General features: G+C 63.5%; 25 protein-coding genes. 15 read left to right on the top strand and 10 right to left on the bottom strand.

Annotation, left to right across the window (positions count from 1 at the left end):
* Positions 1-75 precede the first annotated feature (75 nt).
* From lptB to ACIP21_RS17530, 5 genes are read right to left on the bottom strand one after another with little or no spacing between them, the layout of a single operon-like run.
* Positions 76-801 (bottom strand): LPS export ABC transporter ATP-binding protein, encoded by a 726-nt coding sequence (lptB, locus tag ACIP21_RS17550; RefSeq protein WP_400689941.1) that lies wholly within the window; start codon positions 799-801, stop codon positions 76-78.
* Positions 802-1,329 carry a lipopolysaccharide transport periplasmic protein LptA gene (gene lptA / locus ACIP21_RS17545; RefSeq protein ID WP_400689939.1) on the bottom strand — a complete coding sequence of 176 codons (528 nt, stop codon included), beginning with the start codon at positions 1,327-1,329 and terminating at the stop codon, positions 802-804. It abuts the gene before it with no gap.
* Entirely contained in the window at positions 1,316-1,888 is a 573-nt protein-coding gene (gene lptC, locus ACIP21_RS17540; RefSeq protein WP_400689936.1) for an LPS export ABC transporter periplasmic protein LptC, read from the bottom strand. Before lptC ends, lptA begins: the two co-directional genes overlap by 14 nt.
* A gap of 8 nt (positions 1,889-1,896) precedes the next feature.
* Positions 1,897-2,421, bottom strand: coding sequence for a KdsC family phosphatase (locus ACIP21_RS17535; RefSeq protein ID WP_400689933.1), 525 nt, complete (start codon positions 2,419-2,421; stop codon positions 1,897-1,899).
* 13 nt (positions 2,422-2,434) lie between these two features.
* Positions 2,435-3,409: an SIS domain-containing protein gene (locus ACIP21_RS17530; RefSeq protein ID WP_400689930.1), complete on the bottom strand. Its 975-nt coding sequence runs from the start codon at positions 3,407-3,409 to the stop codon at positions 2,435-2,437.
* 248 nt (positions 3,410-3,657) lie between these two features.
* On the opposite strand from ACIP21_RS17530, the gene ACIP21_RS17525 reads away from it, so the two are divergent.
* The 10 genes from ACIP21_RS17525 to hisC all read left to right on the top strand — a co-directional run bounded on the left by ACIP21_RS17525 (position 3,658) and on the right by hisC (position 11,584).
* Positions 3,658-4,467: an ATP-binding cassette domain-containing protein gene (locus tag ACIP21_RS17525; RefSeq protein WP_043213285.1), complete on the top strand. Its 810-nt coding sequence runs from the start codon at positions 3,658-3,660 to the stop codon at positions 4,465-4,467.
* Positions 4,467-5,264 (top strand): lipid asymmetry maintenance ABC transporter permease subunit MlaE, encoded by a 798-nt coding sequence (mlaE, locus tag ACIP21_RS17520; protein ID WP_400689927.1) that lies wholly within the window; start codon positions 4,467-4,469, stop codon positions 5,262-5,264. Before ACIP21_RS17525 ends, mlaE begins: the two co-directional genes overlap by 1 nt.
* Positions 5,264-5,749 carry an outer membrane lipid asymmetry maintenance protein MlaD gene (mlaD, locus tag ACIP21_RS17515; protein WP_400689924.1) on the top strand — a complete coding sequence of 162 codons (486 nt, stop codon included), beginning with the start codon at positions 5,264-5,266 and terminating at the stop codon, positions 5,747-5,749. The genes mlaE and mlaD overlap by 1 nt, the downstream gene beginning before the upstream one ends.
* A gap of 9 nt (positions 5,750-5,758) precedes the next feature.
* Complete coding sequence (locus tag ACIP21_RS17510; RefSeq protein WP_400689921.1) at positions 5,759-6,406, top strand: phospholipid-binding protein MlaC; 648 nt, start codon at positions 5,759-5,761, stop codon at positions 6,404-6,406.
* On the top strand, positions 6,403-6,705 hold the full coding sequence (locus ACIP21_RS17505) for a lipid asymmetry maintenance protein MlaB (RefSeq protein WP_400689919.1): 303 nt from the start codon (positions 6,403-6,405) through the stop codon (positions 6,703-6,705). Before ACIP21_RS17510 ends, ACIP21_RS17505 begins: the two co-directional genes overlap by 4 nt.
* 118 nt (positions 6,706-6,823) lie before the next feature.
* Entirely contained in the window at positions 6,824-7,063 is a 240-nt protein-coding gene (locus ACIP21_RS17500; RefSeq protein ID WP_003255121.1) for a BolA family protein, read from the top strand.
* 23 nt (positions 7,064-7,086) lie between these two features.
* Positions 7,087-8,352, top strand: a complete 1,266-nt coding sequence (murA, locus tag ACIP21_RS17495) for a UDP-N-acetylglucosamine 1-carboxyvinyltransferase (protein ID WP_400689916.1) — start codon at positions 7,087-7,089, stop codon at positions 8,350-8,352.
* Positions 8,353-8,444: 92 nt separating this feature from the next.
* The gene (gene hisG / locus ACIP21_RS17490; protein WP_400689913.1) at positions 8,445-9,080 is read left to right on the top strand and encodes an ATP phosphoribosyltransferase; all 636 of its coding nucleotides are present in this window, start codon (positions 8,445-8,447) and stop codon (positions 9,078-9,080) included.
* A 126-nt stretch (positions 9,081-9,206) separates the two neighbouring features.
* The gene (gene hisD / locus ACIP21_RS17485) at positions 9,207-10,532 is read left to right on the top strand and encodes a histidinol dehydrogenase (RefSeq protein ID WP_400689910.1); all 1,326 of its coding nucleotides are present in this window, start codon (positions 9,207-9,209) and stop codon (positions 10,530-10,532) included.
* Between the two features lie 2 nt (positions 10,533-10,534).
* Positions 10,535-11,584, top strand: a complete 1,050-nt coding sequence (gene hisC, locus ACIP21_RS17480; RefSeq protein WP_400689907.1) for a histidinol-phosphate transaminase — start codon at positions 10,535-10,537, stop codon at positions 11,582-11,584.
* A gap of 353 nt (positions 11,585-11,937) precedes the next feature.
* On the opposite strand, the gene ACIP21_RS17475 is transcribed toward hisC, so the two are convergent.
* Both ACIP21_RS17475 and ACIP21_RS17470 read right to left on the bottom strand, forming a co-directional pair.
* On the bottom strand, positions 11,938-13,113 hold the full coding sequence (locus ACIP21_RS17475) for an alkaline phosphatase family protein (RefSeq protein ID WP_400690233.1): 1,176 nt from the start codon (positions 13,111-13,113) through the stop codon (positions 11,938-11,940).
* 222 nt (positions 13,114-13,335) lie between these two features.
* Positions 13,336-15,021 (bottom strand): hemopexin repeat-containing protein, encoded by a 1,686-nt coding sequence (locus ACIP21_RS17470; RefSeq protein WP_400689904.1) that lies wholly within the window; start codon positions 15,019-15,021, stop codon positions 13,336-13,338.
* Between the two features lie 257 nt (positions 15,022-15,278).
* Between ACIP21_RS17470 and ACIP21_RS17465 the strand changes: the two genes are divergently transcribed.
* From ACIP21_RS17465 to ACIP21_RS17450, 4 genes are all read left to right on the top strand, one after another.
* On the top strand, positions 15,279-15,929 hold the full coding sequence (locus ACIP21_RS17465; protein WP_400689901.1) for a FadR/GntR family transcriptional regulator: 651 nt from the start codon (positions 15,279-15,281) through the stop codon (positions 15,927-15,929).
* Between the two features lie 13 nt (positions 15,930-15,942).
* Positions 15,943-17,208 (top strand): CynX/NimT family MFS transporter, encoded by a 1,266-nt coding sequence (locus tag ACIP21_RS17460; RefSeq protein WP_400689898.1) that lies wholly within the window; start codon positions 15,943-15,945, stop codon positions 17,206-17,208.
* A gap of 161 nt (positions 17,209-17,369) precedes the next feature.
* Positions 17,370-17,840: a nuclear transport factor 2 family protein gene (locus ACIP21_RS17455; protein ID WP_400689895.1), complete on the top strand. Its 471-nt coding sequence runs from the start codon at positions 17,370-17,372 to the stop codon at positions 17,838-17,840.
* An 18-nt stretch (positions 17,841-17,858) separates the two neighbouring features.
* Positions 17,859-18,152, top strand: coding sequence for a GIY-YIG nuclease family protein (locus ACIP21_RS17450; protein ID WP_400689892.1), 294 nt, complete (start codon positions 17,859-17,861; stop codon positions 18,150-18,152).
* Here ACIP21_RS17450 and yejK read toward each other — a convergent pair whose 3' ends face one another.
* Positions 18,153-19,160, bottom strand: a complete 1,008-nt coding sequence (gene yejK / locus ACIP21_RS17445; RefSeq protein WP_400689889.1) for a nucleoid-associated protein YejK — start codon at positions 19,158-19,160, stop codon at positions 18,153-18,155.
* A gap of 396 nt (positions 19,161-19,556) precedes the next feature.
* Here yejK and ACIP21_RS17440 point away from each other — a divergent pair, with 396 nt between their 5' ends.
* Complete coding sequence (locus ACIP21_RS17440) at positions 19,557-19,838, top strand: HU family DNA-binding protein (protein ID WP_400689887.1); 282 nt, start codon at positions 19,557-19,559, stop codon at positions 19,836-19,838.
* 51 nt (positions 19,839-19,889) lie between these two features.
* Here the strand turns inward: ACIP21_RS17440 and rlmF are convergent, their stop codons facing one another.
* Both rlmF and ACIP21_RS17430 read right to left on the bottom strand, forming a co-directional pair.
* Positions 19,890-20,840, bottom strand: coding sequence for a 23S rRNA (adenine(1618)-N(6))-methyltransferase RlmF (rlmF, locus tag ACIP21_RS17435; protein ID WP_400689884.1), 951 nt, complete (start codon positions 20,838-20,840; stop codon positions 19,890-19,892).
* 143 nt (positions 20,841-20,983) lie between these two features.
* Positions 20,984-23,830, bottom strand: a complete 2,847-nt coding sequence (locus tag ACIP21_RS17430) for a valine--tRNA ligase (protein WP_400689881.1) — start codon at positions 23,828-23,830, stop codon at positions 20,984-20,986.
* Between the last annotated feature and the right edge of the window lie 221 nt (positions 23,831-24,051).

The following is a 24,051-nucleotide window of genomic DNA, read 5'->3' as shown; positions in this document are numbered from 1 at the left end:
TAGCGTTTGCCTAGAGCACTGTAGCAACTAAAGCCCCGAAGGGAAGCGTTTGCCAGTGCTCCAGGCGGCCCGGGGTCAGAGTCGGAACTCGTGGCCCAGGTAAACCTCTTTTACCAGTTCGTTGGCCAGGATGGTTTCGGAATCGCCTTCGGCGATCAGCTGGCCATCGTTGACGATGTAGGCGGTTTCGCAGATATCCAGGGTCTCGCGGACGTTGTGGTCGGTGATCAGCACGCCGATGCCCTTGGCCTTGAGGTGGTGGATGATCTGCTTGATGTCGCCCACGGAAATCGGGTCGACACCGGCAAAGGGTTCGTCCAGCAGGATGAACTTGGGCGCGGTCGCCAGGGCGCGGGCGATCTCCACGCGGCGTCTTTCGCCGCCGGACAGGCTCATGCCGAGGTTGTCGCGGATGTGGCTGATGTGGAACTCCTGCAGCAGGCTTTCCAGCTCCTTGCGCCGGCCTTCGCGGTCGATGTCCTTGCGGGTCTCGAGGATGGCCATGATGTTGTCGGCCACCGACAGCTTGCGGAAGATCGAGGCTTCCTGCGGCAGGTAGCCGATACCGGCGCGGGCGCGACCGTGCATGGGCTGGTGGCTGACATCGAGGTTGTCGATCAGCACGCGGCCCTGATCGGCCTGGACCAGGCCGACGATCATGTAGAAGCAGGTGGTCTTGCCGGCGCCGTTGGGGCCGAGCAGGCCGACGATCTGGCCGCTGTCGATCGACAGGCTGACGTCACGCACGACCTGGCGGCCCTTGTAGCTCTTGGCCAGGTGCTGGGCTTTGAGGGTTGCCATTTACTCGGCCTTCTTCTTCGGCTGGATCACCATGTCGATGCGCTGACGTGGCTGAGTCACGTTGCCACCACGACCGGCGGTCGCCACCTGGGTCTTGGTGTTGTAGACGATCTTCTCGCCTTCGGTGGTGTTGCCTTCGTTCTCGACCTTGGCGCGGTCGGTGAGAATGACGATGTCCTTCTGCGCCTGGTACTGGATGGTCACCGCCCAGCCTTTCATCTTGTCGGGCTTGGCCGCGCTCTGCTGTTGCTCGAAGTACGCCAGGTTGCCCACCGAGGTCACCACGTCGATGTCGCCGTTGGCGGCACGGGTCATGGTCACGGTGTTGCCTTTGATCATCATCGAGCCCTGGGTGATGATCACGTCGCCGGTGTAGGTGGCCACGCCTTGCTTGTCGTCCAGGTGCGCGTTGTCGGCCTGGATGCGAATCGGCTGGTCACGGTCGTTCGGCAGGGCGAAGGCGCTCGCGCTTCCCAGTGCTGCCGCGCTCAGGCTGAGCAAAAGGGGGAGGGTTTTAACGAGCCTCATACTGTCCTCTTACGTTAGAGAGCAAGTCGATCTTGCTTTCTTTCAAATACGCTTTCATTCCTTTGCCCGTAGTTGTGCCACCGGCGCCGTCGATTCTAACGGCTTGCTCGGTCTGCGCATATTGCTTCTGCGGGAACACGGTCATGCGCGAACTGGTGATGATGGTGTCGCGGTTCTTTTCGTCGGTGCGCGCCACGCGCACGTTGTCGATCAATTCGACTTCGGTGCCGTCCGGATTGACCTCGGCGCGCACGCTCTGCACATGCCAAGGGTAGGCGGTGCCGCGGTACAGGTGCAGGTCCGGGGTGGTCACCAGGGTAACCTCGGTGGCCTTCATGTGCTCGACCTTGTCGGCGGTCATCTCGTACTGCAGCTTGCCGTCAGGCAGGAACTGCACGCTGTGCGCGTTGATCGCGTAGTAGTCGATGGCGCTTTCGTCGACCTGCGCCACGGGCTGGTCGAGGAAGCTCTCCGGGCTGACGTTCCAGTAGCCTATCGCCGCCAGCAGGGCGGCGATCACCGCGAGCAGCGCAATGTTGCGGGCTTTCTTGCTGAACATGGGCGGCCTTACAGGTAGTTGGCGTTGGCAGCGTCCAGGGTGCCCTGGGCCTGCATGATCAGTTCGCAGAACTCGCGGGCCGCGCCTTCGCCGCCGCGCGCCTGGGTCACGCCGTGGGCGTGCTGGCGGACGAACGGCGCCGCATTGGCCACCGCGATGCCCAGGCCCACCCGGCGAATCACCGGCAGGTCGGGCAGGTCGTCGCCCAGGTAGGCGACTTGCTCATAGCTTAGGCCCAGTTCGGCGAGCAGGCCGTCGAGAACGACCAATTTGTCCTCGCGACCCTGGTAAAGGTGCGGGATGCCGAGGTTTTTCGCCCGACGCTCGACCACCGGGGTCTTGCGCCCGCTGATGATTGCCGTGGTCACTCCCGAATTCATGAGCATCTTGATGCCCTGGCCGTCGAGGGTGTTGAACGTCTTGAATTCGCTGCCATCCTCGAGGAAATACAGGCGTCCGTCGGTGAGCACGCCGTCGACGTCGAAGACGGCGAGCTTGATGGCCTTGCCGCGTTGCATCAGGTCCTGGGTCATCTGTGTCTCTCCCTTACATCACGCCAGCGCGCAGCAGGTCATGCATGTTCAGTGCGCCGGTCGGGCAGTCGTGCTTGTCGACGACCACCAGGGCGCTGATCTTGTGGTCTTCCATGATCTTCAAGGCCTCGGCGGCGAGCATCTCGGCGCGGGCGGTCTTGCCGTGCACGGTCATGACCTGGTCGATCAGGGTGGTGTGCACGTCGATGTTGCGGTCCAGGCTGCGGCGCAGGTCGCCGTCGGTGAAGATCCCGGCCAGTTTGCCATCGGCCTCGACGACCACGGTCATGCCCAAACCTTTGCGAGACATTTCAAGCAAGGCATCCTTGAGCAGGGTGCCGCGGCGTACCTGTGGCAGTTCGTCGCCGGCGTGCATCACGTTCTCGACCTTCAGCAGCAGGCGGCGGCCCAGTGCGCCGCCGGGGTGCGAGAAGGCGAAGTCCTCGGCGGTGAAGCCGCGCGCTTCGAGCAGGGCGATGGCCAGTGCATCGCCCAGTACCAGGGCGGCGGTGGTCGAGGAGGTCGGTGCCAGGTTCAGCGGGCAGGCTTCCTGGCTGACGCTGGCGTCGAGGTTGACCTCCGCGGCCTGGGCCAGGGGCGAGTCGGGGTTGCCGGTAAGGCTGATCATCTGGATGCCCAGGCGCTTGATCAGCGGCAGCAGCGTGACGATCTCGGCCGTGCTGCCGGAGTTGGACAGGGCAAGAATGACATCGTCGCGGGTGATCATGCCCATGTCGCCATGGCTGGCTTCGGCCGGGTGCACGAAGAACGCCGGGGTGCCGGTGCTGGCCAGGGTCGCGGCGATCTTGTTGCCGATGTGCCCGGACTTGCCCATGCCGACCACCACCACGCGGCCCTTGCTGGCCAGGATCAGTTCGCAGGCCTTGACGAAATTGGCGTCGAAGCGGGCCGCCAGGCCCTCTACGGCCTCCAGTTCCAGGCGCAGGGTGCGCTGGGCGGAGAGGATCAGCTCGCTGGATTGGCTCATGTCGAAAAGCAATGCCTGATTAAAAGGCGGCGATTATAGCTGCAATGGAAGAAAGCCTCACGCTTTCGATTGCTCCATCAATTGTCATGCAAGTCTGTCTGCGCCCTGAACGACTCTCGCCATGGCCTTGGGGCGGGGCTGTCAGCGGTGCTATAGTTCGCCGCTATTCGGCCTGCCGGGGTCGCTGTGTGCCTTGAAGAAGAGGGCCGGCGTCCATGAGTGCGAGGCTGCACTAGCAAGGAGTCTAGATGAGTGTGGATAGCGCCTACGCGGTCGAGTTGAAGGGAGTCACCTTCAAGCGCGGTTCGCGCAGCATTTTCAGCAATGTCGACATCCGCATCCCGCGCGGCAAGGTCACCGGTATCATGGGGCCATCGGGTTGCGGCAAGACCACGTTGCTACGCCTGATGGGCGCGCAGTTGCGCCCCTCCAGCGGTGAAGTATGGGTAGCCGGGCAGAACCTGCCGAGCCTGTCGCGCAGCGACCTGTTCGACGCGCGCAAGCAGATGGGCGTGCTGTTCCAGAGCGGTGCGTTGTTCACCGACCTCGATGTGTTCGAGAACGTCGCGTTTCCGTTGCGCGTGCACACCCAGCTGTCGGACGAAATGATCCGCGACATCGTGCTGATGAAGCTCCAGGCCGTGGGCCTGCGCGGCGCCATCGACCTGATGCCGGACGAGCTGTCCGGCGGCATGAAGCGCCGCGTGGCGCTGGCCCGTGCGATTGCCCTGGACCCGCAGATCCTGATGTACGACGAACCGTTCGTCGGCCAGGACCCGATCGCCATGGGTGTGCTGGTGCGGCTGATCCGCCTGCTCAACGATGCCCTGGGCATTACCAGCATCGTGGTTTCCCATGACCTGGCCGAAACCGCCAGCATCGCCGACTACATCTACGTGGTGGGCGATGGCCAGGTGCTGGGCCAGGGCACGCCCGACGAGCTGATGGGCTCGGACAATCCGCGTATCCGCCAGTTCATGAAAGGCGACCCGGACGGTCCGGTGCCATTCCATTTTCCTGCGCCTGACTACCGCGCCGATCTGCTGGGGGCGCGTTGATGCGCAGAAAATCCATTCTCGAACGTATCCGCCTGTTCGGTCGCTCGGCGATCGACGTGCTGGCGGTGCTCGGGCGTTCCTGCCTGTTCCTGTTCCATGCCCTGGTCGGCCGCGGCGGCATCGGCGGCGGCTTCCAGCTGCTGACCAGGCAGCTGTATTCGGTGGGCGTGCTGTCGCTGGCGATCATCGTCGTGTCCGGCGTGTTCATCGGCATGGTGCTGGCCCTGCAGGGCTACAGCATCCTGACCAAGTACGGCTCCGAGCAGGCGGTCGGGCAGATGGTCGCCCTGACCCTGCTGCGTGAGCTCGGCCCGGTGGTCACCGCGCTGCTGTTCGCCGGCCGCGCCGGTTCCGCGCTGACCGCCGAGATCGGCAACATGAAATCCACCGAGCAGCTGTCGAGCCTGGAAATGATCGGCGTCGACCCGCTCAAGTACATCGTTGCCCCGCGCCTGTGGGCCGGCTTCATCTCGCTGCCTCTGCTGGCGCTGATCTTCAGCGTGGTCGGCATCTGGGGCGGCTCGTGGGTCGCGGTCGACTGGCTGGGCGTCTACGAAGGCTCGTTCTGGGCCAACATGCAGAACAGTGTTTCCTTTACCGGTGACGTGCTCAACGGGCTGATCAAGAGCCTGGTGTTCGCCTTCGTCACCACCTGGATCGCCGTATTCCAGGGCTACGACTGCGAACCCACCTCAGAAGGGATCAGCCGTGCCACCACCAAGACCGTGGTCTATGCCTCGCTGGCAGTCCTGGGTCTGGACTTTATTCTGACCGCCTTGATGTTTGGAGATTTCTGATGCAAAACCGCACCCTGGAAATCGGTGTCGGCCTGTTCCTCCTGGCCGGGATCCTGGCGCTGCTGCTGCTGGCCCTGCGTGTCAGCGGGCTGTCGGCCAGCCCGAGCAGCGATACCTATAAAGTTGATGCATATTTCGACAATATCGCCGGTTTGACGGTCAGAGCTAAAGTGACCATGGCCGGTGTGACGATCGGCAAGGTCACCGCCATCGACCTGGACCGTGATTCCTTCACCGGCCGGGTGACGATGCAGCTGGACAAGTCGGTGAACAACCTGCCGACCGATTCCACCGCCTCGATCCTGACGGCGGGGCTGCTTGGCGAGAAGTACATCGGTATCAGCGTGGGCGGTGAGGAAGCGGTGCTCAAGGATGGCGCGACCATCCACGACACCCAGTCTGCCCTGGTGCTGGAAGATCTGATCGGCAAGTTCCTGCTCAACTCCGTTGGCAAGGAACCGAAAGAAGCGCAACCGGCTAATTAAGGAGTTTCCATGATTTCGATCCTGCGACGTGGCCTGCTGGTCCTGCTGGCGGCCTTTCCCCTGATGGCGCTGGCCGCGCAGTCGCCGCACGACGTGGTTCAAGGCACCACCACCGAACTGCTGAACGACCTGAAGGCCAACAAGGAGCAGTACAAGACCAATCCGAACGCCTTCTACGATGCACTCAACCGCATCCTTGGCCCGGTGGTCGACGCCGATGGCATCTCCAAGAGCATCATGACCGTCAAGTATTCGCGCAAGGCCACGCCTGCGCAGATGCAGCGCTTCCAGGAAAACTTCAAGCGCAGCCTGATGCAGTTCTATGGCAACGCGCTGCTGGAGTACAACAACCAGGGCATCAGTGTCGACCCGGCCAAGGCCGATGACGGCAAGCGCGCCAGCGTCGGCATGAAGGTCACCGGCAACAACGGCGCCGTGTACCCGGTCCAGTACACCCTGGAAAACCTGGGTGGCGAGTGGAAAGTGCGTAACGTCATCGTCAACGGCATCAACATCGGCAAGCTGTTCCGCGACCAGTTCGCCGACGCCATGCAGCGCAATGGCAACGACCTGGACAAGACCATCGACGGTTGGGCCGGCGAAGTGGCCAAGGCCAAGCAGGCCGCCGACAGCTCGCCAGAGAAGACCGTAAAATGACCGAGGCTGCCGTGAGCATGGCCGAGCCGGGCGTGCTGCGCCTGGCCGGCGTGCTGGACTACCGCAGTGGCCCGGGCCTGCGCAAGCAGGGCAAGGCGCTGATCGGTGCCTGCCGTGAAACGCAACTGGTACTGGATTGCTCGGCGGTGGCGCATTCCACCAGCGTCGGCTTGTCGCTGCTGCTGGCGTTCATCCGCGACGCCCAGGCTGCAGGCAAGGCCTTCGAAGTGCGTGGCATGCCCGATGACATGCGGGAAATCGCCGGGGTCTATGACCTCGATGAGGTGCTGGCAAGCTGATGGCTTGGCAGTGATGACAGGCCCCTCGGTCGCGCGCCCCTTCGTTGGGCTTCGCAGGCGAGGGGCTTTTTTGTATGATGGCCGACCCGTGCGCATCGGGCGCCGATTGAGGTTGAGCATGCAGGCCGTAGAAGTTAAGAGCTTCCTTGAAGAGAAATTGCCGGGATCCCGGGTCGAAGTTGAAGGCGAAGGCTGCAACTTCCAGTTGAACGTGATCAGCGACGAGTTGGCTGGCCTGAGCCCGGTCAAGCGTCAGCAGGCGATCTATGCTCACCTGAATCCGTGGATCGCCAATGGCAGCATCCATGCGGTAACCATGAAATTTTTCAGCAGCGCAGCCTGGGCTGAGCGCACCTGAGCCAACTTGGCGGCGAGACACCAATGGACAAACTGATTATTACTGGCGGCGCTCGTCTCGATGGCGAGATCCGCATTTCGGGCGCTAAGAACGCGGCCCTGCCGATCCTGGCGGCGACCCTGCTGGCCGATGGCCCGGTCACCGTGGGCAACCTGCCACACCTGCACGACATCACCACCATGATCGAGCTGTTCGGGCGCATGGGCATCGAGCCTGTGATCGACGAGAAGCTGGCGGTGGAGATCGACCCGCGTACCATCAAGACCCTGGTCGCGCCGTACGAACTGGTCAAGACCATGCGCGCCTCGATCCTGGTGCTCGGCCCCATGGTCGCCCGCTTCGGCAAGGCCGAAGTGGCCCTGCCAGGCGGCTGCGCCATCGGTTCGCGCCCGGTCGACCTGCACATCCGCGGCCTCGAGGCGATGGGTGCGAAGATCGAAGTCGAAGGCGGCTACATCAAGGCTGAAGCGCCGGAAGGCGGCCTGCGCGGCGCGCATTTCTTCTTCGACACCGTGAGCGTCACCGGTACCGAGAACATCATGATGGCCGCTGCCCTGGCCAAGGGCCGCAGCGTGCTGCAGAACGCCGCGCGCGAGCCTGAAGTGGTCGACCTGGCCAACTTCATCAACGCCATGGGCGGCAAGGTCCAGGGTGCCGGCACCGACACCATCACCATCGATGGCGTCGAGCGCCTGGACAGCGCCCACTACCGCGTCATGCCCGACCGCATCGAGACCGGTACCTACCTGGTTGCCGCTGCCGTGACCGGCGGCCGCGTCAAGGTCAAGGACACCGACCCGACCATCCTCGAGGCGGTGCTGGAAAAGCTCAAGGAAGCGGGCGCCGACATCACCACCGGCGAAGACTGGATCGAGCTGGACATGCACGGCAAGCGGCCCAAAGCCGTCAACTTGCGTACCGCCCCGTACCCGGCGTTCCCGACCGACATGCAGGCGCAGTTCATCTCGCTCAACGCCATTGCCGAAGGCACCGGCGCGGTGATCGAGACCATCTTCGAAAACCGTTTCATGCACGTGTACGAAATGCACCGCATGGGCGCGCAGATCCAGGTCGAGGGCAACACCGCCATCGTCACCGGCGTGCCGACGCTCAAGGGTGCTCCGGTGATGGCCACCGACCTGCGTGCGTCCGCCAGCCTGGTGCTGTCGGCGCTGGTCGCCGAAGGTGACACGCTGATCGATCGCATCTACCACATCGACCGTGGTTACGAGTGCATCGAAGAAAAACTGCAGATGCTCGGCGCGAAAATCCGCCGCGTACCGGGCTGATCGCCCCTGGCACAAGGATGTGCCATTCGAATTGAATGCGGTCGGGCGATACACGCCCGGCCGGCAGTAGCCGCTTAAGGACCGACGTTCCAATGTTGACCATCGCGCTTTCCAAAGGCCGTATTCTCGACGATACCCTGCCGTTGCTGGCCGAGGCCGGTATCGTGCCGACCGAGAACCCGGACAAGAGCCGCAAGCTGATCATCCCTACCACGCAGGACGACGTGCGCCTGCTGATCGTGCGTGCCACCGACGTGCCGACCTATGTCGAGCATGGCGCCGCCGACCTCGGTGTGGCCGGCAAGGACGTGCTGATGGAGTACGGCGGCCAGGGCCTGTACGAGCCGCTGGACCTGCAGATTGCCCAGTGCAAGCTGATGACCGCGGGTGTCACCGGTGCCCCCGAGCCCAAGGGCCGCCTGCGCGTCGCCACCAAGTTCGTCAACGTGGCCAAGCGTTACTACGCCGAACAGGGCCGTCAGGTCGACATCATCAAGCTGTACGGCTCGATGGAGCTGGCGCCGCTGATCAACCTCGCCGACAAGATCATCGACGTGGTCGACACCGGCAACACCCTGCGCGCCAACGGCCTGGAACCCCAGGACCTGATCGCCACGATCAGCTCGCGCCTGGTGGTCAACAAAGCCTCCATGAAGATGCAGCACGCCCGCATCCAGAGCCTGATCGACACGCTGCGCAAAGCGGTCGAATCGCGACACCGCGGTTGACTCCTGAGCGCGACCTTCGCTGTCGCGCCCGTCTATCCGCGTCATTGCCATTTTTCTCGGGTGCCCGCGCGGATCGACTGGTAGCCTAGGGCGCCTGAGCATTCGCTAATAATCGAGGCCCTCGCCATGACCGTGTCCACTGCAATTGCCCGTCTCAACGCCGCTGATCCGGATTTCGCCCGACATCTGGATCATCTGCTGAGCTGGGAAAGTGTGTCCGATGACGCGGTCAACCAACGCGTGCTCGACATCATCAAGGCCGTGCGCGAGCGCGGTGACGCGGCGCTGGTGGAGTTCACCCAGCGTTTCGATGGCGTCGAGGCCCAGTCGATCGATCAGCTGATCCTCGATCGCCAGCGCCTGGAGCTGGCCCTGACCCGCATCACCCCGGCCCAGCGCGAAGCCCTGGAAAAGGCCGCCACCCGTGTGCGCATCTACCACGAGCGGCAGAAGCAGGATTCCTGGCAGTACACCGAAGCCGACGGCACCGTGCTTGGCCAGAAGGTCACGCCGCTGGACCGTGCCGGCCTGTACGTGCCGGGCGGCAAGGCGTCGTACCCTTCGTCGGTGCTGATGAATGCTATCCCGGCCAAGGTCGCCGGCGTCGGCGAAGTGGTGATGGTGGTGCCGACCCCGCGCGGTGAGGTCAACGAGCTGGTGCTGGCCGCTGCCTGCATCGCCGGGGTCGACCGGGTGTTCACCGTCGGTGGGGCCCAGGCCGTGGCTGCGCTGGCCTATGGCACCGAAAGCGTGCCGCAGGTGGACAAGATTGTCGGCCCGGGCAATATCTACGTGGCCACCGCCAAGCGCCACGTGTTCGGCCAGGTCGGCATCGACATGATCGCCGGCCCGTCGGAAATCCTCGTGGTCTGCGACGGCCAGACCGACCCGGACTGGATCGCCATGGACCTGTTCTCCCAGGCCGAACACGACGAAGACGCCCAGGCCATCCTGGTCAGCCCGGATGCCGCGTTTCTCGACCGCGTGGCCGCGAGCATCGACAAGCTGCTGCCGACCATGGAGCGTGCCGACATCATCGAGAAGTCGATCAACGGCCGTGGCGCGCTGATCCAGGTGCGTGACATGCAGCAGGCCATCGAGGTGGCCAACCGCATCGCCCCAGAGCACCTGGAGCTGTCGGTCGCCGACCCGCAGGCCTGGCTGCCGCAGATCCGCCACGCCGGTGCGATCTTCATGGGCCGCCACACCAGCGAAGCCCTGGGCGACTACTGCGCAGGCCCCAACCACGTACTGCCGACCTCCGGCACCGCGCGCTTCTCGTCGCCGCTGGGGGTGTATGACTTCCAGAAGCGTTCGTCGATCATCTTCTGCTCCGAGCAGGGCGCGTCGGAGCTGGGCCATACCGCTTCGATCCTGGCCCGTGGCGAGTCGCTGACCGCCCACGCCCGCAGCGCCGAATACCGCATCCTGACCCAAGACAAGGGGAACTGAGCATGAGTCGATTCTGGAGCCCCTTCGTCAAGGACCTGGTGCCTTACGTCCCGGGCGAGCAGCCCAAGCTGGCCCGCCTGGTCAAGCTGAATACCAACGAGAACCCTTATGGCCCGTCGCCCAAGGCGCTGGAAGCCATGCGTGGCGAGCTCAACGACAACCTGCGCCTGTACCCGGACCCGAACGGTGACCGGCTCAAGCAGGCGGTGGCCGAGTACTACGGCGTGGCCCCGGCCCAGGTGTTCGTCGGCAACGGCTCGGACGAGGTACTGGCGCACATCTTCCACGGCCTGTTCCAGCACGACCGCGGCCCGCTGCTGTTCCCGGATGTCAGCTACAGCTTCTACCCGGTGTACTGCGGGCTGTACGGCATCCCATTCGAGCAGGTGGCGCTGGACGAGCAGTTCCAGATCCGTGTGGCCGACTACAGCAAGGCCAACGCCGGGATCATCTTCCCCAACCCCAACGCGCCCACTGGTTGCCTGCTGCCGCTCGAAGCCGTCGAGCAGCTGCTGCAGGCCAACCGCGACTCGGTGGTGGTGGTGGACGAAGCCTATATCGACTTCGGCGGCGAAACCGCCATCAGCCTGGTGGATCGCTACGACAACCTGCTGGTGACCCAGACCTTGTCCAAGTCGCGCTCGCTGGCGGGGCTGCGGGTCGGCCTGGCGGTCGGCCATCCGGACCTGATCGAGGCGCTGGAGCGGATCAAGAACAGCTTCAACTCCTACCCGCTGGACCGTATGGCGATCGTCGGCGCGGCGGTGGCCTTCGAAGACCAGGCGTACTTCGAGGAAACCTGCCGCAAGGTAATCGACAGCCGTGAAGCGCTGGTCGAGCAACTGGTTGCCAAGGGCTTCGAGGTGCTGCCGTCGGCAGCCAACTTCATCTTCGCCCGTCACCCGCAGCAGGACGCGGCGCAACTGGCGGCGCGCCTGCGCGAGCAGGGGGTGATCGTGCGGCACTTCAAGCAGGAGCGGATTGCCCAGTTCCTGCGCATCACCATCGGCACGCCGGAGATGAACCAGGCGTTGATCGACGCCTTGAACTGAGGTTCGGCCCCGCCTAGCGCCCCTGGGCTCTCTTGCAAACACTGCAAGAGGGCCCAGGGGGGGCTCACGCCTGCGGCGTTGGTCAAAGCAGCCCTGGCCAGTTGCCGGTGCCTTTGATCGGGGTCGGTGCAGTGGACGAGACACTTTCGTCCTGCATGTTGAACCTCAGGTTCGTCGCGTCATTCAGGAAGAAACAAGCGAAATCGCGGTTTCCATACTTGAAGGCGCAAACCACCTCGGCCGTGTGCTTGGCGATACCGGGCCACAACGTTTCTTGTGAGCTGTATCGAGATGGATCGGGTCCGCATGGCAGCCCCCTGCAATGGCGGCTTTCCTCGATCACCCGTCCGTTGTCAGTAGCTGCTTTCCTCTATCACGAACGGCCTGCTCATCGGATGCGTCCGTACCGCTGCCGGCGTCCCGTCCAGTTCCAGCACATAATCCGCGCCCTGGCGCATTCCCTGCGGGTCACGCCACTGCTGTTGGCTTGCGCTCAGCTCCACCATCACCTGGTCATTCTTGTGAATGATCACGTTTCCCTGGGATGAACTGTTCCACAGCAACCGGTCACTGGCCTCGTCGGCGCGCGCCTTGCGGACCCCGGTGTCGCCCAGCAGCGGCGTGCCATCGAGCTTCCACTCCGGCAGCAGGTCGAGGTTCATGTGCCGTAACACCGTCGGGGCGACGGCGGTCTGCGCTGCGTAGCTGTACAGGTTGTTGGGCCCAGGATTGTCATCGGGAATGCTGGGCTGGGTCAGTTCCGCGTTCAGGCGCTTGTTGCTGGCAATGAAAATGGTCTTTTCCTGCTCCGAGGTGCCACCGTGCCCCTGGCCGTCCTGATCTCGTCCATGATCGGTGCTGAGGATCACCAGCCAGTCTTCGTCGGGGTGTGCTTGGCTGCGTTCCTCGACCTTGTCCAGCAGGCGCCCGAGCCTGCCATCGGCCTCGCGCAGGGCCAGGTCGTAGGCTGAGCCGAAACCGCTGGCGTGGCCGGCCTGGTCGGGCTCGTCGAGTTGAACGAACGTCAGGTCGGCGGAGGTCTTGTCGAGGATGTCCAAGGCCCGTTCGGTGACCTGTTGATCCGTCAGGCCACTGTCGCGCACGTCGTTGCGTTGGGCATCCTCCAGCAGGTACGCCGTATTGATGGGCGGCCAGTTGACCACGCTGGCGATGTAGGCGTTGGGCATGGCCTGGCGCAGCCGTTTGAACAGGCTTGGGAAGGCAGGGTCGACCCGCAGCGACTCGTTGTTGGAAACCACCCCATGCTTGTTGGCCCACACGCCCGTGAGCAACGTCACCCAGCCAGGGCCGCTGATGGTGCCTTGCTCGCTGGCGCGACCGGTGATGCCGCCGGCGTAGGCCTTGCCGTAGTACAGGCGCTGCAGGTTGCTGTGCGGCAACGCTTCGTAATGGTCCAGCTGCACGCCGTCCATGCCGATGATCAACGTCTTCGGCTGCCGGGGTGGCTCCCTGGGGTCACAGCCTTTGAGCAGCAGGCCCGTCAGCAGTAGCAGGGCGGACAGTGACAGGCCGGTCAGCAGCAATGTTCTGGAGTTCGACATGGAAAGATGCCTGGGTGGACTCACCTCAAGCGTTGCAATAATGCGGCAGGCCGACAACTGGTAGAAATGTCAGTTGATTTGCCGCCCGCCAACGGTTCTTGAACTGACCGTGGAGCGGAACCCCCGAGTGCCGTCGCAAACATTGCAAGATACGTCAGGGGCTGGGTGTTGCAGGTTGCCAGGCTTATTTCAAAGCAGTCCCTTCCAATTGCCTATGACCGGGGCAGGGTAGAAGGGCGAAACACTTTCCTTATCCATGTCGAATTTCAAGTACGTGGCATCATTCAGGAAGAAGTAAGCATTGTTTCGAGCCCCCTCCCTGACGACGCAGACAATTTTGTCACTGTATTTGGCTACTCCTGGCCAGAAATAGTCGTTCATATTCCTTGGGTAGTCGGGGTCGAGCCTGTCGCTCGCGATGTCATAGCGAAGATAGGTATTGTTTTTCAGAAATATAAAGAGCTTGCCATTGTTCCAGCGCACCGCTGCTTTTATGTCGCGGGCATAAGGGCGCAGGCCCGGCCAGGTACTGTCATTGATGGAAAGCGGGTAGCCATCCATCGACTCTTTGGCTTTGTCGTAGCGGATGTAAGTTCCATCGTCGAGGAAGAACATTGCATGTTTGTCTGTCCAGTCGAAGGCGGCAATGATCTTGTCTTGATATCGCCAGAGCTCGGGCCAGTTTCGTTGACTCACCTCATAAGGGTACCCGGCGTCGGTTTCGTCCCTGGCCAGGTTGAAGCGGCTGTACCGTCCATTGTGGAAAAAGAAGAATATCTTCTCGTCGTTCCAGCCGAATGCCGAGGTGATCTGTCTTGGCGCCTGGTCAACGCGCAGGGTCGCGGCGGTGTCATTGTTCACCCATGCATAGCAGTCTGCCGGGGCTGGGCGATCGGGGTCGCTCCATTGGGTGGCTGTCGGTGGCAGGGTTGCGACAGGCTTGCCGTTTTTCAGGATTTCGATGGAGCCGCTGCCTGAACTCACCCATGCCAAGGTGTCGGGCACCACGAAGCGCGGCTTTCTGACACCTTGCGCACCGATCAGGGGGGGCGAATCCATTCCCCAGGCATCGTTGTCTCGGCCTACGCCCATGTGACGCATGATGGTCGGGGCTATCCCGGCGTGTGCGGCATGGCCATGCAGTGGGTCAAGCCCGGGTATGGGCGCGGATCTGCTGAGTTCGGCGTTCGGGCGCTTGTTGCTGGCGATGAAGACGGTCTTCTCGCTCAGGCTGTGCCCACCATGGGACTTGCCGTCGGCGCTGCGACCGTGGTCGGTGGTGACCAGGATGAGCCAGTCTTCCGAGGGGTGCTGGGCCTGGCGTTGTCGCACGACATCGCTGAGTGCTTGCAGGTATCCGTATGAATCTTTCAGGGCTTTCTCGTAACGCGCATCAAAGCCGTATGTATGGGCTATCAGATCCGGATCGCTCAAGTGCAGAAAGGTGACCGCGGGGGCCGTGCCGGCGATGACCGCCTTGGCCTTGTCCACTGCCGCTTTGTCATTTTCATGATACTCATGTCTTTCGATGCCGGTCATTTGCTCGGCAAAGTATTTATGGATCGGCAGCCAGGTGACAATGCTGCATAACTTCAATGACGGTGCATGGTGTTTCAATCGCTGGAGGATCCAGGGATATTTCGGGTTGGCTCGCTGTTTCTCATCATTCATGAGAATGCCATGTTTAGTTGCCCAGGTGCCCGTGAGCACGGTCGCCCAACCCGGTCCACTGTATGTTGCTGCCTGCGACGGCGTGCCAATGATGCCGCCGGTGTAGGCTTTGTGATAATGCCAGCCAGGGGCGTTGACGAAATGGCCTTGGAAACGATCGAAATCCACGCCGTCGATGCCTACCAACAGTACTTTTGGGGTCATGGTTCTCTCCAGTTTTGAGAGGGATATTGATGATTGGTTAACCACACGTTGCATGCTGAGGATGCTGTAATGCAGTCGCCAAGGTGGCACCTGGGCAGCAAGCCGGTAACTCTCAGAATTACCAGTGGTTTTAAACTGGCATATCTGGTGAGCACTCAAGCGGCTAAGGGAGCCTCTGCGGGTGCGGGATTGAATTGATGTCTGCCTGCAGTTGCATTAAGCTCCGGTCAATTCATCGGATGATTGGTCGAGTAGACATGAACAGCGAACTGCCCCGACGGTCCCTGGTGGAACTTGCCGTGGAGCGCATGCGCGAGCGCATTCTTCAAGGCGACTGGCAGGTTGGGCAGCGTCTGCCCACCGAGCCGGAGCTGGCGCTGCAACTGGGCATCAGCCGCAATACCGTGCGCGAAGCCATGCGCGTGCTGGCCTTCAGCGGCCTGGTGGAAATCCGCCAGGGCGACGGCAGCTACCTGCGCACCTGCCAGGACCCGTTGCAGGCGATGCAGGCCATGTCGCGCTGCACCCTGGAACAGGCCCGGGAAACCCGCCGTATCCTCGAAACCGAAGCCATCGGCCTGGCGGCATTGCGGCGTACCGAAGCGGATTTGCTGGGCCTGCGCGAGGCACTCAAGGGCAGCGGCGAACATTTTCACGGTGATGTCGACGCCTACGTGGCCTGCGACCTGGTGTTTCACCAGCGCCTGATCGATGCCGCGCACAACCCGGCACTGAGCGAGTTGTACCGCTATTTCTCCGGGGTGGTCGCCGCCGCGCTGCAGCACAACATGGCCAGCGTGCCCCGTTGCCAGGCGGTCTTCGACCTGCACGGGCAGATCCTCGAGGCCATTGCCCAGCGTGACCCGGAGCAGGCCAAGCGCCTGAGCCGTACCCTCATCGAATCCTGAACACGAGAACCCCATGGCAAAGCCAATGACCCGCGAGCGGGAGCTCGACCCACTGCTGATCGACGCTGAAAGCGATGACGTCCAGGTGCAGCAGCAACCTGCACCCTTGCAGCGGCCCTGGCTATTGTTGCTGGGCCTGGTGCTGGTGGCGCTGAACCTGCGCCCAGCGCTGTCGAGCATGGCCCCGGTGCTGGGCCTGGTGTCCGAAGGCCTGGGCCTGAACGCCTCGCAAGCCGGCCTGCTGACCACCTTGCCGGTGCTCTGCCTGGGGCTGTTCGCGCCCTTGGCGCCGATCCTGGCGCGGCGTCTGGGCAGCGAGCGGGTGATCCTCGGCATCCTCCTGACCCTGGCGCTGGGCATCGTGGTACGCAGCGCGCTGGGCGAGGCCGGGGTGTTCGTCGGCAGCATCATGGCCGGCGCGTGCATCGGCATCATCGGTGTGCTGCTGCCGGGTATCGTCAAGCGCGATTTCCCGCAACACGCGGGCACCTTGACCGGCGTCTATACCATGGCCCTGTGCCTGGGCGCGGCCATGGCGGCGGGAGCCACCGTGCCGCTGACCCAGCACTTCGCGGGCAGTTGGGCATTGGGCCTGGGATTCTGGGCGATCCCGGCACTGCTGGCGATGCTCGTCTGGTTGCCCCAGGCGCGCCAGGGGCACGGCCTGCACAAGGTGGCCTACAGGGTACGTGGCCTGTGGCGTGACCCGCTGGCCTGGCAGGTGACCTTGTACATGGGCTTGCAGTCGTCGCTGGCGTACATCGTCTTCGGCTGGTTGCCGTCGATCCTCATCGGCCGCGGCCTGAGCCCGACCGAGGCCGGCCTGGTGCTGTCCGGTTCGGTGATCGTGCAGTTGGCCAGTTCGCTGGCTGCGCCGTGGCTGGCGACGCGGGGCAGGGACCAGCGGCTGGCCATCGTGGTGGTGATGCTGGTGACCCTGGCGGGGTTGTTTGGCTGCCTGTACGCGCCGCTCGCGGGCCTGTGGGGCTGGGCGGTAGTGCTGGGGCTGGGGCAGGGCGGGACCTTTGCCCTGGCGTTGACGCTGATCGTGTTGCGTTCGAAGGACGCCCACGTGGCGGCGAACCTGTCGAGCATGGCCCAGGGCGTGGGCTACACGTTGGCGTCCATGGGGCCGTTCGCGGTGGGGCTGGTGCATGACCTGACCGGGGGCTGGGCGGCGCTGGGGTGGATCTTTGCCGTGCTGGGCGTCGGCGCCATCATCTTCGGGCTTGGCGCCGGGCGGGCCTTGCATGTGCAGGTGACAAGCGAAAAGGTCTGACTACTCCGGTGGCCTTTCTGGCCTCTTCGCGGGTAAACCCGCTCCTACAGGGTTATGTGATCCCTGTGGGAGCGGGTTTACCCGCGAAGAGGCCGGCACTGGCTTATGCAAGCGGGGCAGATTATCGTGCAGCCTTCAACTACCAGCACGGACCCGCTTTCATGACCGACGCCAACCGCGAGCTGATCACCCGCTTCTACCAGGCCTTCCAGCGTCTGGACGCCGAGGCCATGGTGGCCTGCTACAGCGACGCTATCGTTTTCAGCGACCCGGTGTTCGGCACCTTGCGCGGCAGGGAGGCCGGCGACATGTGGCGCATGCTCACCAGTCGCGCCAAGGACTTCTCCCTGACCTTCGACAGCGTTCGCGCCGATGAGCGCGGTGGTGCCGCCCACTGGGTCGCCACCTACCTGTTCAGCCAGACCGGGCGTACCGTGGTCAACGATATCCAGGCGCGCTTCGTCATCCACGACGGGCTGATCTGCCAGCATGACGACACCTTCGACCTGTGGCGCTGGTCACGTCAGGCACTGGGGGCGCCGGGGTTGTTGCTGGGCTGGTCGCCGCTGCTGCAGAACAAGGTGCGCCAGCAGGCGTTCAAAGGGTTGCGGACGTTCCAGCAAGCGCGCTGAGCGATTAAGCTGTCGCCCATGACCATCGCCAACGAATTCACCGAAATCCCGCTGGGCAAACCCTGGTATGTCTACCTGGTGCGCGCCGCCAACGGCTCGCTGTACTGCGGCATCAGCGACGACCCGCAGCGACGGTTCGTGGCCCATCAGAAGGGGCAGGGCGCCCGCTACTTCAAGACCAGCCCGGCGCAGGCGCTGGTGTATGTCGAGCAATGGCCCGACAAGGGCCAGGCGCTGCGCCAGGAGCGTCTGGTGAAGAAGCTGCGCAAGGCGGCCAAGGAGGCGCTGGTGGCCTCCTACGCGGCCGGTTGATCAGTCCTTGCGGCGCTTGAGCTGATCCACCAGCGTGGTCGGCAGGCCCTTGATGATCAGGGTGCCCGCGGCCTCGTCATACTCCACCTTGTCGCCCAGCAAGTGCGCTTCGAAGCTGATCGACAGGCCTTCGGCACGCCCGGTGAAGCGGCGGAACTGGTTGAGGGTGCGCTTGTCCGCCGGGATTTCCGGCGACAGGCCGTAGTCCTTGTTGCGGATGTGGTCGAAGAACGCCTTGGGGCGGTCTTCGTCGATCAGGCTGGACAGTTCGTCCAGGGTCACCGGCTCGCCCAGCTTGGTCTGGGTGGTGGCGTACTCGACCAGGGTCTGGGTCTTCTCGCGGGCCGACTCTTCGGACAGGTCCTCGCTTTCGACGAAGTCGCTGAAGGCCTTGAGCAGGGTGCGGGTCTCGCCCGGGCCGTCGACGCCTTCCTGGCAGCCGATGAAGTCGCGGAAGTAGTCCGAGACCTTCTTGCCGTTCTTGCCCTTGATGAACGAGATGTACTGCTTGGAGTTCTGGTTGTTCTTCCACTCCGACAGGTTGATGCGCGCTGCCAGGTGCAGCTGGCCGAGGTCGAGGTGGCGCGACGGGGTCACGTCCAGCTCGGCGTTCACCGCCACGCCTTCGCTGTGATGCAGCAGGGCGATGGCCAGGTACTCGGTCATGCCTTGCTGGTAGTGGGCGAACAGGATGTGGCCGCCGGTGGAGAGGTTGGACTCCTCCATCAGCTTCTGCAGGTGCTCCACGGCTTCGCGGCTGAAGGCAGTGAAATCGCGCTCGCCGTCCTGGTACTGCTTCAGCCAGCCACTGAGCGGGTAGGCCCCGGATTCGCCGTGGAAGAAGCCCCAGGCCTTGCCTTGCTTGGCGTTGTAGCTGTCGTTGAGGTCGGCCAGGAGGTTTTCGATGGCGTCCGATGCGCCCAGTTCGGAGTCTCGCGCATGGAGCACGGCGGGGCTGCCATCGGGCTTCTTGTCGATCAGGTGAACGATGCAATGACGGATTGGCATGGAATTCTCGGTGCGTCTGGGGCGGTGCCGTGGCGCCGCGCTGCAAAAGTCGTCCAGTTTACCCCAGACCGCAGGTGATGCAGTGGCCGGATGTTGGCGGAAATGCGGGTTGTTGATTTTTTGTTCAATTCTGTAGGAATTTGGCCAGAAGCCCCGAAAAACCTGCACTAAATCGATGCGGGGAGCGGATATTTATCCATTCCTGTGGTAGCTTTGCGCGGTCTTGCGCACCCTGTGTGGCGCATTGCTGGCAGCGTGCTCTGGCCGTGTCGAACCAAACGCCGATTTGTGTATCTACATACGCGATTGGCGCGGCCCTCCAGCATTCAGGGGCTGGCCCGATGACGTCCTAGCACGCTGCATAACCACTGAATTTGATAGGGAAGGAACACCACCATGGCATTGACCAAAGACCAACTGATTGCCGACATCGCCGAATCGATCGACGCGCCAAAGACCACCGCTCGCGCTGCTCTGGAGCAACTGGGCGCAATCGTTGCCGACCAGCTGGAAAACGGCGCTGAAATCACCCTGCCAGGCATCGGCAAGCTGAAAGTCTCCGAGCGTCCTGCCCGTACCGGCCGCAACCCTTCGACTGGCGCCGCCATCGAAATCGCTGCCAAGAAAGTCGTCAAGTTCGTTCCTGCCAAATCGCTGAACGATTCCATCAACAAGTAATTGTCGATGGTTTGACCAGAACCGCGCCCGGCTTGCCCGGGCGCGGTTTTTTCATGCCTGCGATTTGCGTCGGGCGTGCCAGGCCTGGCGCTCGACGTCGGCCTGGAAGCTCCAGGCGAGCATGCGGCTCTGCTTCTGCCCCTGGCCCATCTCGATGACCCGCACGGCCTTGGCGCCGGCCTTCTTCAGCGCCGCCTCGAGGGCGGGCAGGTTGCTGGCCTTGGATACCAGGCTGGTGAACCACAGCACCTGCTGGGCGTATTGCGCGCTTTCCTCGACCAGCTGACCGACGAAGCGGATCTCGCCGCCCTCGCACCACAGCTCGTTGTTCTGCCCGCCGAAGTTGAGCACCGGCAGCTTGCGCTTGGGGTCCTGCTTGCCGAGGTTCTTCCACTTGCGCTGGCTACCGCGGGTGGCCTCTTCGCGCGAGGCGTGGAAGGGCGGGTTGCACAGGGTCAGGTCGAAGCGTTCGCCCTCTTGCAGCAGGCCAGCGAGGATGTGCTTGCGATTGGCTTGCTGGCGCAGGCTGATGCCCTTGCTCAAACCGTTGGCCTGGACGATGGCTTTGGCCGAGGCCAGCGCCACGGGGTCGATGTCCGAGCCGACGAAGTGCCAGCGGTAGTCGCTGTGGCCCAGCAGCGGGTAGATGCAGTTGGCACCAACGCCGATATCCAGCGCGCGCACTTGAGCGCCCTTGGGGATGTCGCCGGCGTTGTCCTCGGCCAGCAGGTCGGCGGCCACGTGGATATAGTCGGCGCGGCCAGGGATTGGCGGGCAGAGGTAGTCGGCGGGGATGTCCCAGTGCTGGATGCCGTACTGGGCCTTGAGCAGGGCACGGTTGAACACCCGCACGGCTTCGGGGTTGGCGAAGTCGATGCTGGGTTTGCCGTGGGGGTTGGTGATGGTGAAGCGAGCCAGGTCAGGGTGGGCCTTGATCAGGCTGGGGAAGTCGTAGCGGCCCTGGTGGCGGTTGCGCGGGTGCAGGGTGGGTCTGTCGGTCATGGTGGGGTCCGGTGTTGCAGGGCTTGGGGCTACTTTGCAGCCCTTTCGCGACACAAGGCCGCTCCTGCAGGGGAATGCGTATCCCTGTAGGAGCGGCCTTGTGTCGCGAAAGGGCCGCGCAGCGGCCCCATCGGCCTCAAAGGTTACAGCGCTGCAATCCGCGCATGCTGCTCGGTGAAGTTGGCCAAAGCCTGTTCGGACTCGGCCAGCTTGGCGCGTTCCTTCTCGATCACCGCAGGCGGTGCCTTGTCGACGAAGGCCGCATTGGACAGCTTGCCGCCCACACGCTGGACTTCACCTTGCAGGCGCTGGATTTCCTTGCTCAGGCGCGCCAGCTCGGCGTCCTTGTCGATCAGGCCGGCCATCGGCACCAGCACCTGCAGGTCACCGACCAGGGCGGTGGCGGACAGCGGTGCCTCGTCGGCGTCACCGAGCACGGTGAACGACTCGACCTTGGCCAGCTTCTTCAGCAGCGCTTCGTTTTCCTGCAGGCGACGCTGGTCGTCGGCATTGGCGTTCTTGAGGAACAGCGGCAGTGGCTTGCCCGGGCCGATGTTCATCTCGGCGCGGATGTTGCGCAGGCCGACCATCAGCTCTTTCAGCCACTCGATATCACCTTCGGCGGCGGCATCGATGCGGCTGTCATTGGCCACCGGCCATGGCTGCAGCATGATGGTCTTGCCTTCGATGCCGGCCAGCGGCGCGATGCGCTGCCAGATCTCTTCGGTGATGAACGGCATGAACGGGTGCGCCAGGCGCAGGGCCACTTCGAGCACACGCACCAGGGTGCGACGGGTGCCGCGGGCGCGCTCGACCGGGGCGTTCTCGTCCCACAGCACCGGCTTGGACAGCTCCAGGTACCAGTCGCAGTACTGGTTCCAGATGAACTCGTACAGCGCCTGGCTGGCCAGGTCGAAGCGGAACTGCTCGAGCTGGCGGGTCACTTCGGCTTCGGTGCGCTGCAGCTGCGAGATGATCCAGCGGTCGGCCAGCGACAGCTCGTAGGCTTCGCCGTTCTGGCCGCAATCCTCGCCCTTGTCCAGCACGTAGCGGGCGGCGTTCCAGATCTTGTTGCAGAAGTTGCGGTAGCCTTCGACGCGGCCCATGTCGAACTTGATGTCGCGGCCGGTGGAGGCCAGCGAGCAGAAGGTGAAGCGCAGGGCGTCGGTGCCGTAGCTGGCGATGCCTTCCGGGAACTCGGCCTTGGTCTGCTTGGCGATCTTCTCGGCGAGCTTGGGCTGCATCATGCCGCTGGTGCGTTTTTCCAGCAGGGCGTCGAGGGTGATGCCGTCGACGATGTCCAGCGGGTCGAGCACGTTGCCCTTGGACTTGGACATCTTCTGGCCCTGGCCGTCGCGGACCAGGCCGTGCACATACACGGTCTTGAACGGCACCTGCGGGGTGCCATCCTCGTTCTTGATCAGGTGCATGGTCAGCATGATCATGCGCGCAACCCAGAAGAAGATGATGTCGAAGCCGGTCACCAGCACGTCGGTGGAGTGGAACTTCTTGAGGAACTCGGTCTGTTCCGGCCAGCCCAGGGTGGAGAAGGTCCACAGGCCCGAACTGAACCAGGTGTCGAGCACGTCGTCGTCCTGGCGCAGCGTCACGTCGCTGCCCAGGCCGTGCTTGGCGCGTACTTCCGCCTCGTTGCGGCCGACATAGACCTGGCCGGCCTCGTCGTACCAGGCCGGGATGCGGTGGCCCCACCACAGCTGGCGGCTGATGCACCAGTCCTGGATGTCACGCATCCAGGAGAAGTACATGTTCTCGTACTGCTTGGGCACGAACTGGATGCGGCCATCTTCCACGGCTTCGATGGCAGGCTCTGCCAGCGGCTTGGTGGAGACATACCACTGGTCGGTCAGCCACGGCTCGATGACGGTGCCCGAACGGTCGCCTTTCGGCACTTTCAGGGCGTGGTCGTCGATGCTCACCAGCAGGCCCTGGGCGTCCAGGTCGGCGACGATCTGCTTGCGCGCGACGAAGCGGTCGAGGCCGGCGTACTGGGCGGGCAGGGTGGTGTCGAACTGTTCGTTGACGCTGCCGTCGAGGTTGAAGGCCTGGGCGGCAGGCAGCACCAGGGCGTTCTTGTCGAAGATGTTGAGCAGCGGCAGGTTGTGGCGCTTGCCGACTTCGTAGTCGTTGAAGTCGTGGGCCGGGGTGATCTTCACGCAGCCGGTGCCGAACTCGGGGTCGCAATAGTCATCGGCGATGATCGGGATGCGGCGGCCGACCAGCGGCAGCTCGACGAACTTGCCGATCAGTGCCTGGTAGCGCTCGTCGGTCGGGTTGACGGCGACGGCGGCGTCACCCAGCAGGGTTTCCGGACGGGTGGTGGCAACCACCAGGTGGTCCTTGCCTTCGGCGGTCTTGGCGCCGTCGGCCAGCGGGTAGCGCAGGTTCCACAGGTGGCCCTTCTCGTCGTGGTTTTCCACTTCGAGGTCGGAGATGGCCGTGTGCAGCTTGGTGTCCCAGTTGACCAGGCGCTTGCCGCGGTAGATCAGGCCGTCCTCGTGCAGGCGCACGAAGGCTTCCTTGACCGCTTCGGACAGGCCGTCGTCCATGGTGAAGCGTTCGCGGCTCCAGTCCACCGACGAGCCCAGGCGACGGATCTGGCGGCTGATGTTGCCACCCGATTGATCCTTCCACTCCCAGACCTTCTCCAGGAACTTGTCACGGCCCAGGTCGTGACGGTTCTGACCCTTGGCCTCGAGCTGGCGCTCGACCAGCATCTGCGTGGCGATACCGGCGTGGTCGGTGCCTGGCTGCCACAGGGTGTCGCGGCCTTGCATGCGGCGGAAACGGATCAGGGCGTCCATGATCGCGTTGTTGAAGCCGTGGCCCATGTGCAGGCTGCCCGTCACGTTCGGTGGCGGGATCATGATGGTGTAGGACTCGCCTGCACCTTGTGGGGCGAAATAGTTCTCGGACTCCCAGGTGTTGTACCAGGAAGTTTCGATGGCGTGCGGCTGGTAGGTCTTATCCATGCGCGGCGGGACCCTGTGCATTTATTCGGGAAAGCCGGGAAGTATAACCAAGCTGGGGGCCGCAGGCGACAAGCTGCTGCCATCTGGCAGACCAGGGAAGGCCTCTTCGCGGGTAAACCCGCTCCCACAGGATCATCACAGCCTTCATGGCTTGTGAGGCCCCTGTGGGAGCCACAGGATCATCACAGCCTTCATGGCTTGTGAGGCCCCTGTGGGAGCCA

This window comes from Pseudomonas sp. NPDC089401, assembly GCF_044749485.1.
Classification (GTDB): Bacteria; Pseudomonadota; Gammaproteobacteria; order Pseudomonadales; family Pseudomonadaceae; genus Aquipseudomonas.
The sequence above is the reverse complement of the archived record's forward strand: the minus strand, read 5'-3'. Positions and strand labels throughout refer to the sequence as shown.

Excerpts from the sequence above, each read along its gene's own strand:
- ACIP21_RS17525 (WP_043213285.1), top strand. The coding sequence starts at position 3,658 with ATGAGTGTGGATAGCGCCTACGCGGTCGAGTTGAAGGGAGTCACCTTC.
- mlaE (WP_400689927.1), top strand. The coding sequence starts at position 4,467 with ATGCGCAGAAAATCCATTCTCGAACGTATCCGCCTGTTCGGTCGCTCG.
- ACIP21_RS17505 (WP_400689919.1), top strand. The coding sequence starts at position 6,403 with ATGACCGAGGCTGCCGTGAGCATGGCCGAGCCGGGCGTGCTGCGCCTG.
- ACIP21_RS17440 (WP_400689887.1), top strand. The coding sequence starts at position 19,557 with ATGGCATTGACCAAAGACCAACTGATTGCCGACATCGCCGAATCGATC.
- ACIP21_RS17470 (WP_400689904.1), bottom strand. The coding sequence starts at position 15,021 with ATGACCCCAAAAGTACTGTTGGTAGGCATCGACGGCGTGGATTTCGAT.
- murA (WP_400689916.1), top strand. The coding sequence starts at position 7,087 with ATGGACAAACTGATTATTACTGGCGGCGCTCGTCTCGATGGCGAGATC.
- ACIP21_RS17510 (WP_400689921.1), top strand. The coding sequence starts at position 5,759 with ATGATTTCGATCCTGCGACGTGGCCTGCTGGTCCTGCTGGCGGCCTTT.
- ACIP21_RS17430 (WP_400689881.1), bottom strand. The coding sequence starts at position 23,830 with ATGGATAAGACCTACCAGCCGCACGCCATCGAAACTTCCTGGTACAAC.
- ACIP21_RS17530 (WP_400689930.1), bottom strand. The coding sequence starts at position 3,409 with ATGAGCCAATCCAGCGAGCTGATCCTCTCCGCCCAGCGCACCCTGCGC.
- hisG (WP_400689913.1), top strand. The coding sequence starts at position 8,445 with ATGTTGACCATCGCGCTTTCCAAAGGCCGTATTCTCGACGATACCCTG.
- hisD (WP_400689910.1), top strand. The coding sequence starts at position 9,207 with ATGACCGTGTCCACTGCAATTGCCCGTCTCAACGCCGCTGATCCGGAT.
- ACIP21_RS17465 (WP_400689901.1), top strand. The coding sequence starts at position 15,279 with ATGAACAGCGAACTGCCCCGACGGTCCCTGGTGGAACTTGCCGTGGAG.
- mlaD (WP_400689924.1), top strand. The coding sequence starts at position 5,264 with ATGCAAAACCGCACCCTGGAAATCGGTGTCGGCCTGTTCCTCCTGGCC.
- ACIP21_RS17460 (WP_400689898.1), top strand. The coding sequence starts at position 15,943 with ATGGCAAAGCCAATGACCCGCGAGCGGGAGCTCGACCCACTGCTGATC.
- rlmF (WP_400689884.1), bottom strand. The coding sequence starts at position 20,840 with ATGACCGACAGACCCACCCTGCACCCGCGCAACCGCCACCAGGGCCGC.
- ACIP21_RS17535 (WP_400689933.1), bottom strand. The coding sequence starts at position 2,421 with ATGACCCAGGACCTGATGCAACGCGGCAAGGCCATCAAGCTCGCCGTC.
- yejK (WP_400689889.1), bottom strand. The coding sequence starts at position 19,160 with ATGCCAATCCGTCATTGCATCGTTCACCTGATCGACAAGAAGCCCGAT.
- ACIP21_RS17500 (WP_003255121.1), top strand. The coding sequence starts at position 6,824 with ATGCAGGCCGTAGAAGTTAAGAGCTTCCTTGAAGAGAAATTGCCGGGA.
- ACIP21_RS17455 (WP_400689895.1), top strand. The coding sequence starts at position 17,370 with ATGACCGACGCCAACCGCGAGCTGATCACCCGCTTCTACCAGGCCTTC.
- hisC (WP_400689907.1), top strand. The coding sequence starts at position 10,535 with ATGAGTCGATTCTGGAGCCCCTTCGTCAAGGACCTGGTGCCTTACGTC.
- lptA (WP_400689939.1), bottom strand. The coding sequence starts at position 1,329 with ATGAGGCTCGTTAAAACCCTCCCCCTTTTGCTCAGCCTGAGCGCGGCA.
- ACIP21_RS17450 (WP_400689892.1), top strand. The coding sequence starts at position 17,859 with ATGACCATCGCCAACGAATTCACCGAAATCCCGCTGGGCAAACCCTGG.
- lptB (WP_400689941.1), bottom strand. The coding sequence starts at position 801 with ATGGCAACCCTCAAAGCCCAGCACCTGGCCAAGAGCTACAAGGGCCGC.
- lptC (WP_400689936.1), bottom strand. The coding sequence starts at position 1,888 with ATGTTCAGCAAGAAAGCCCGCAACATTGCGCTGCTCGCGGTGATCGCC.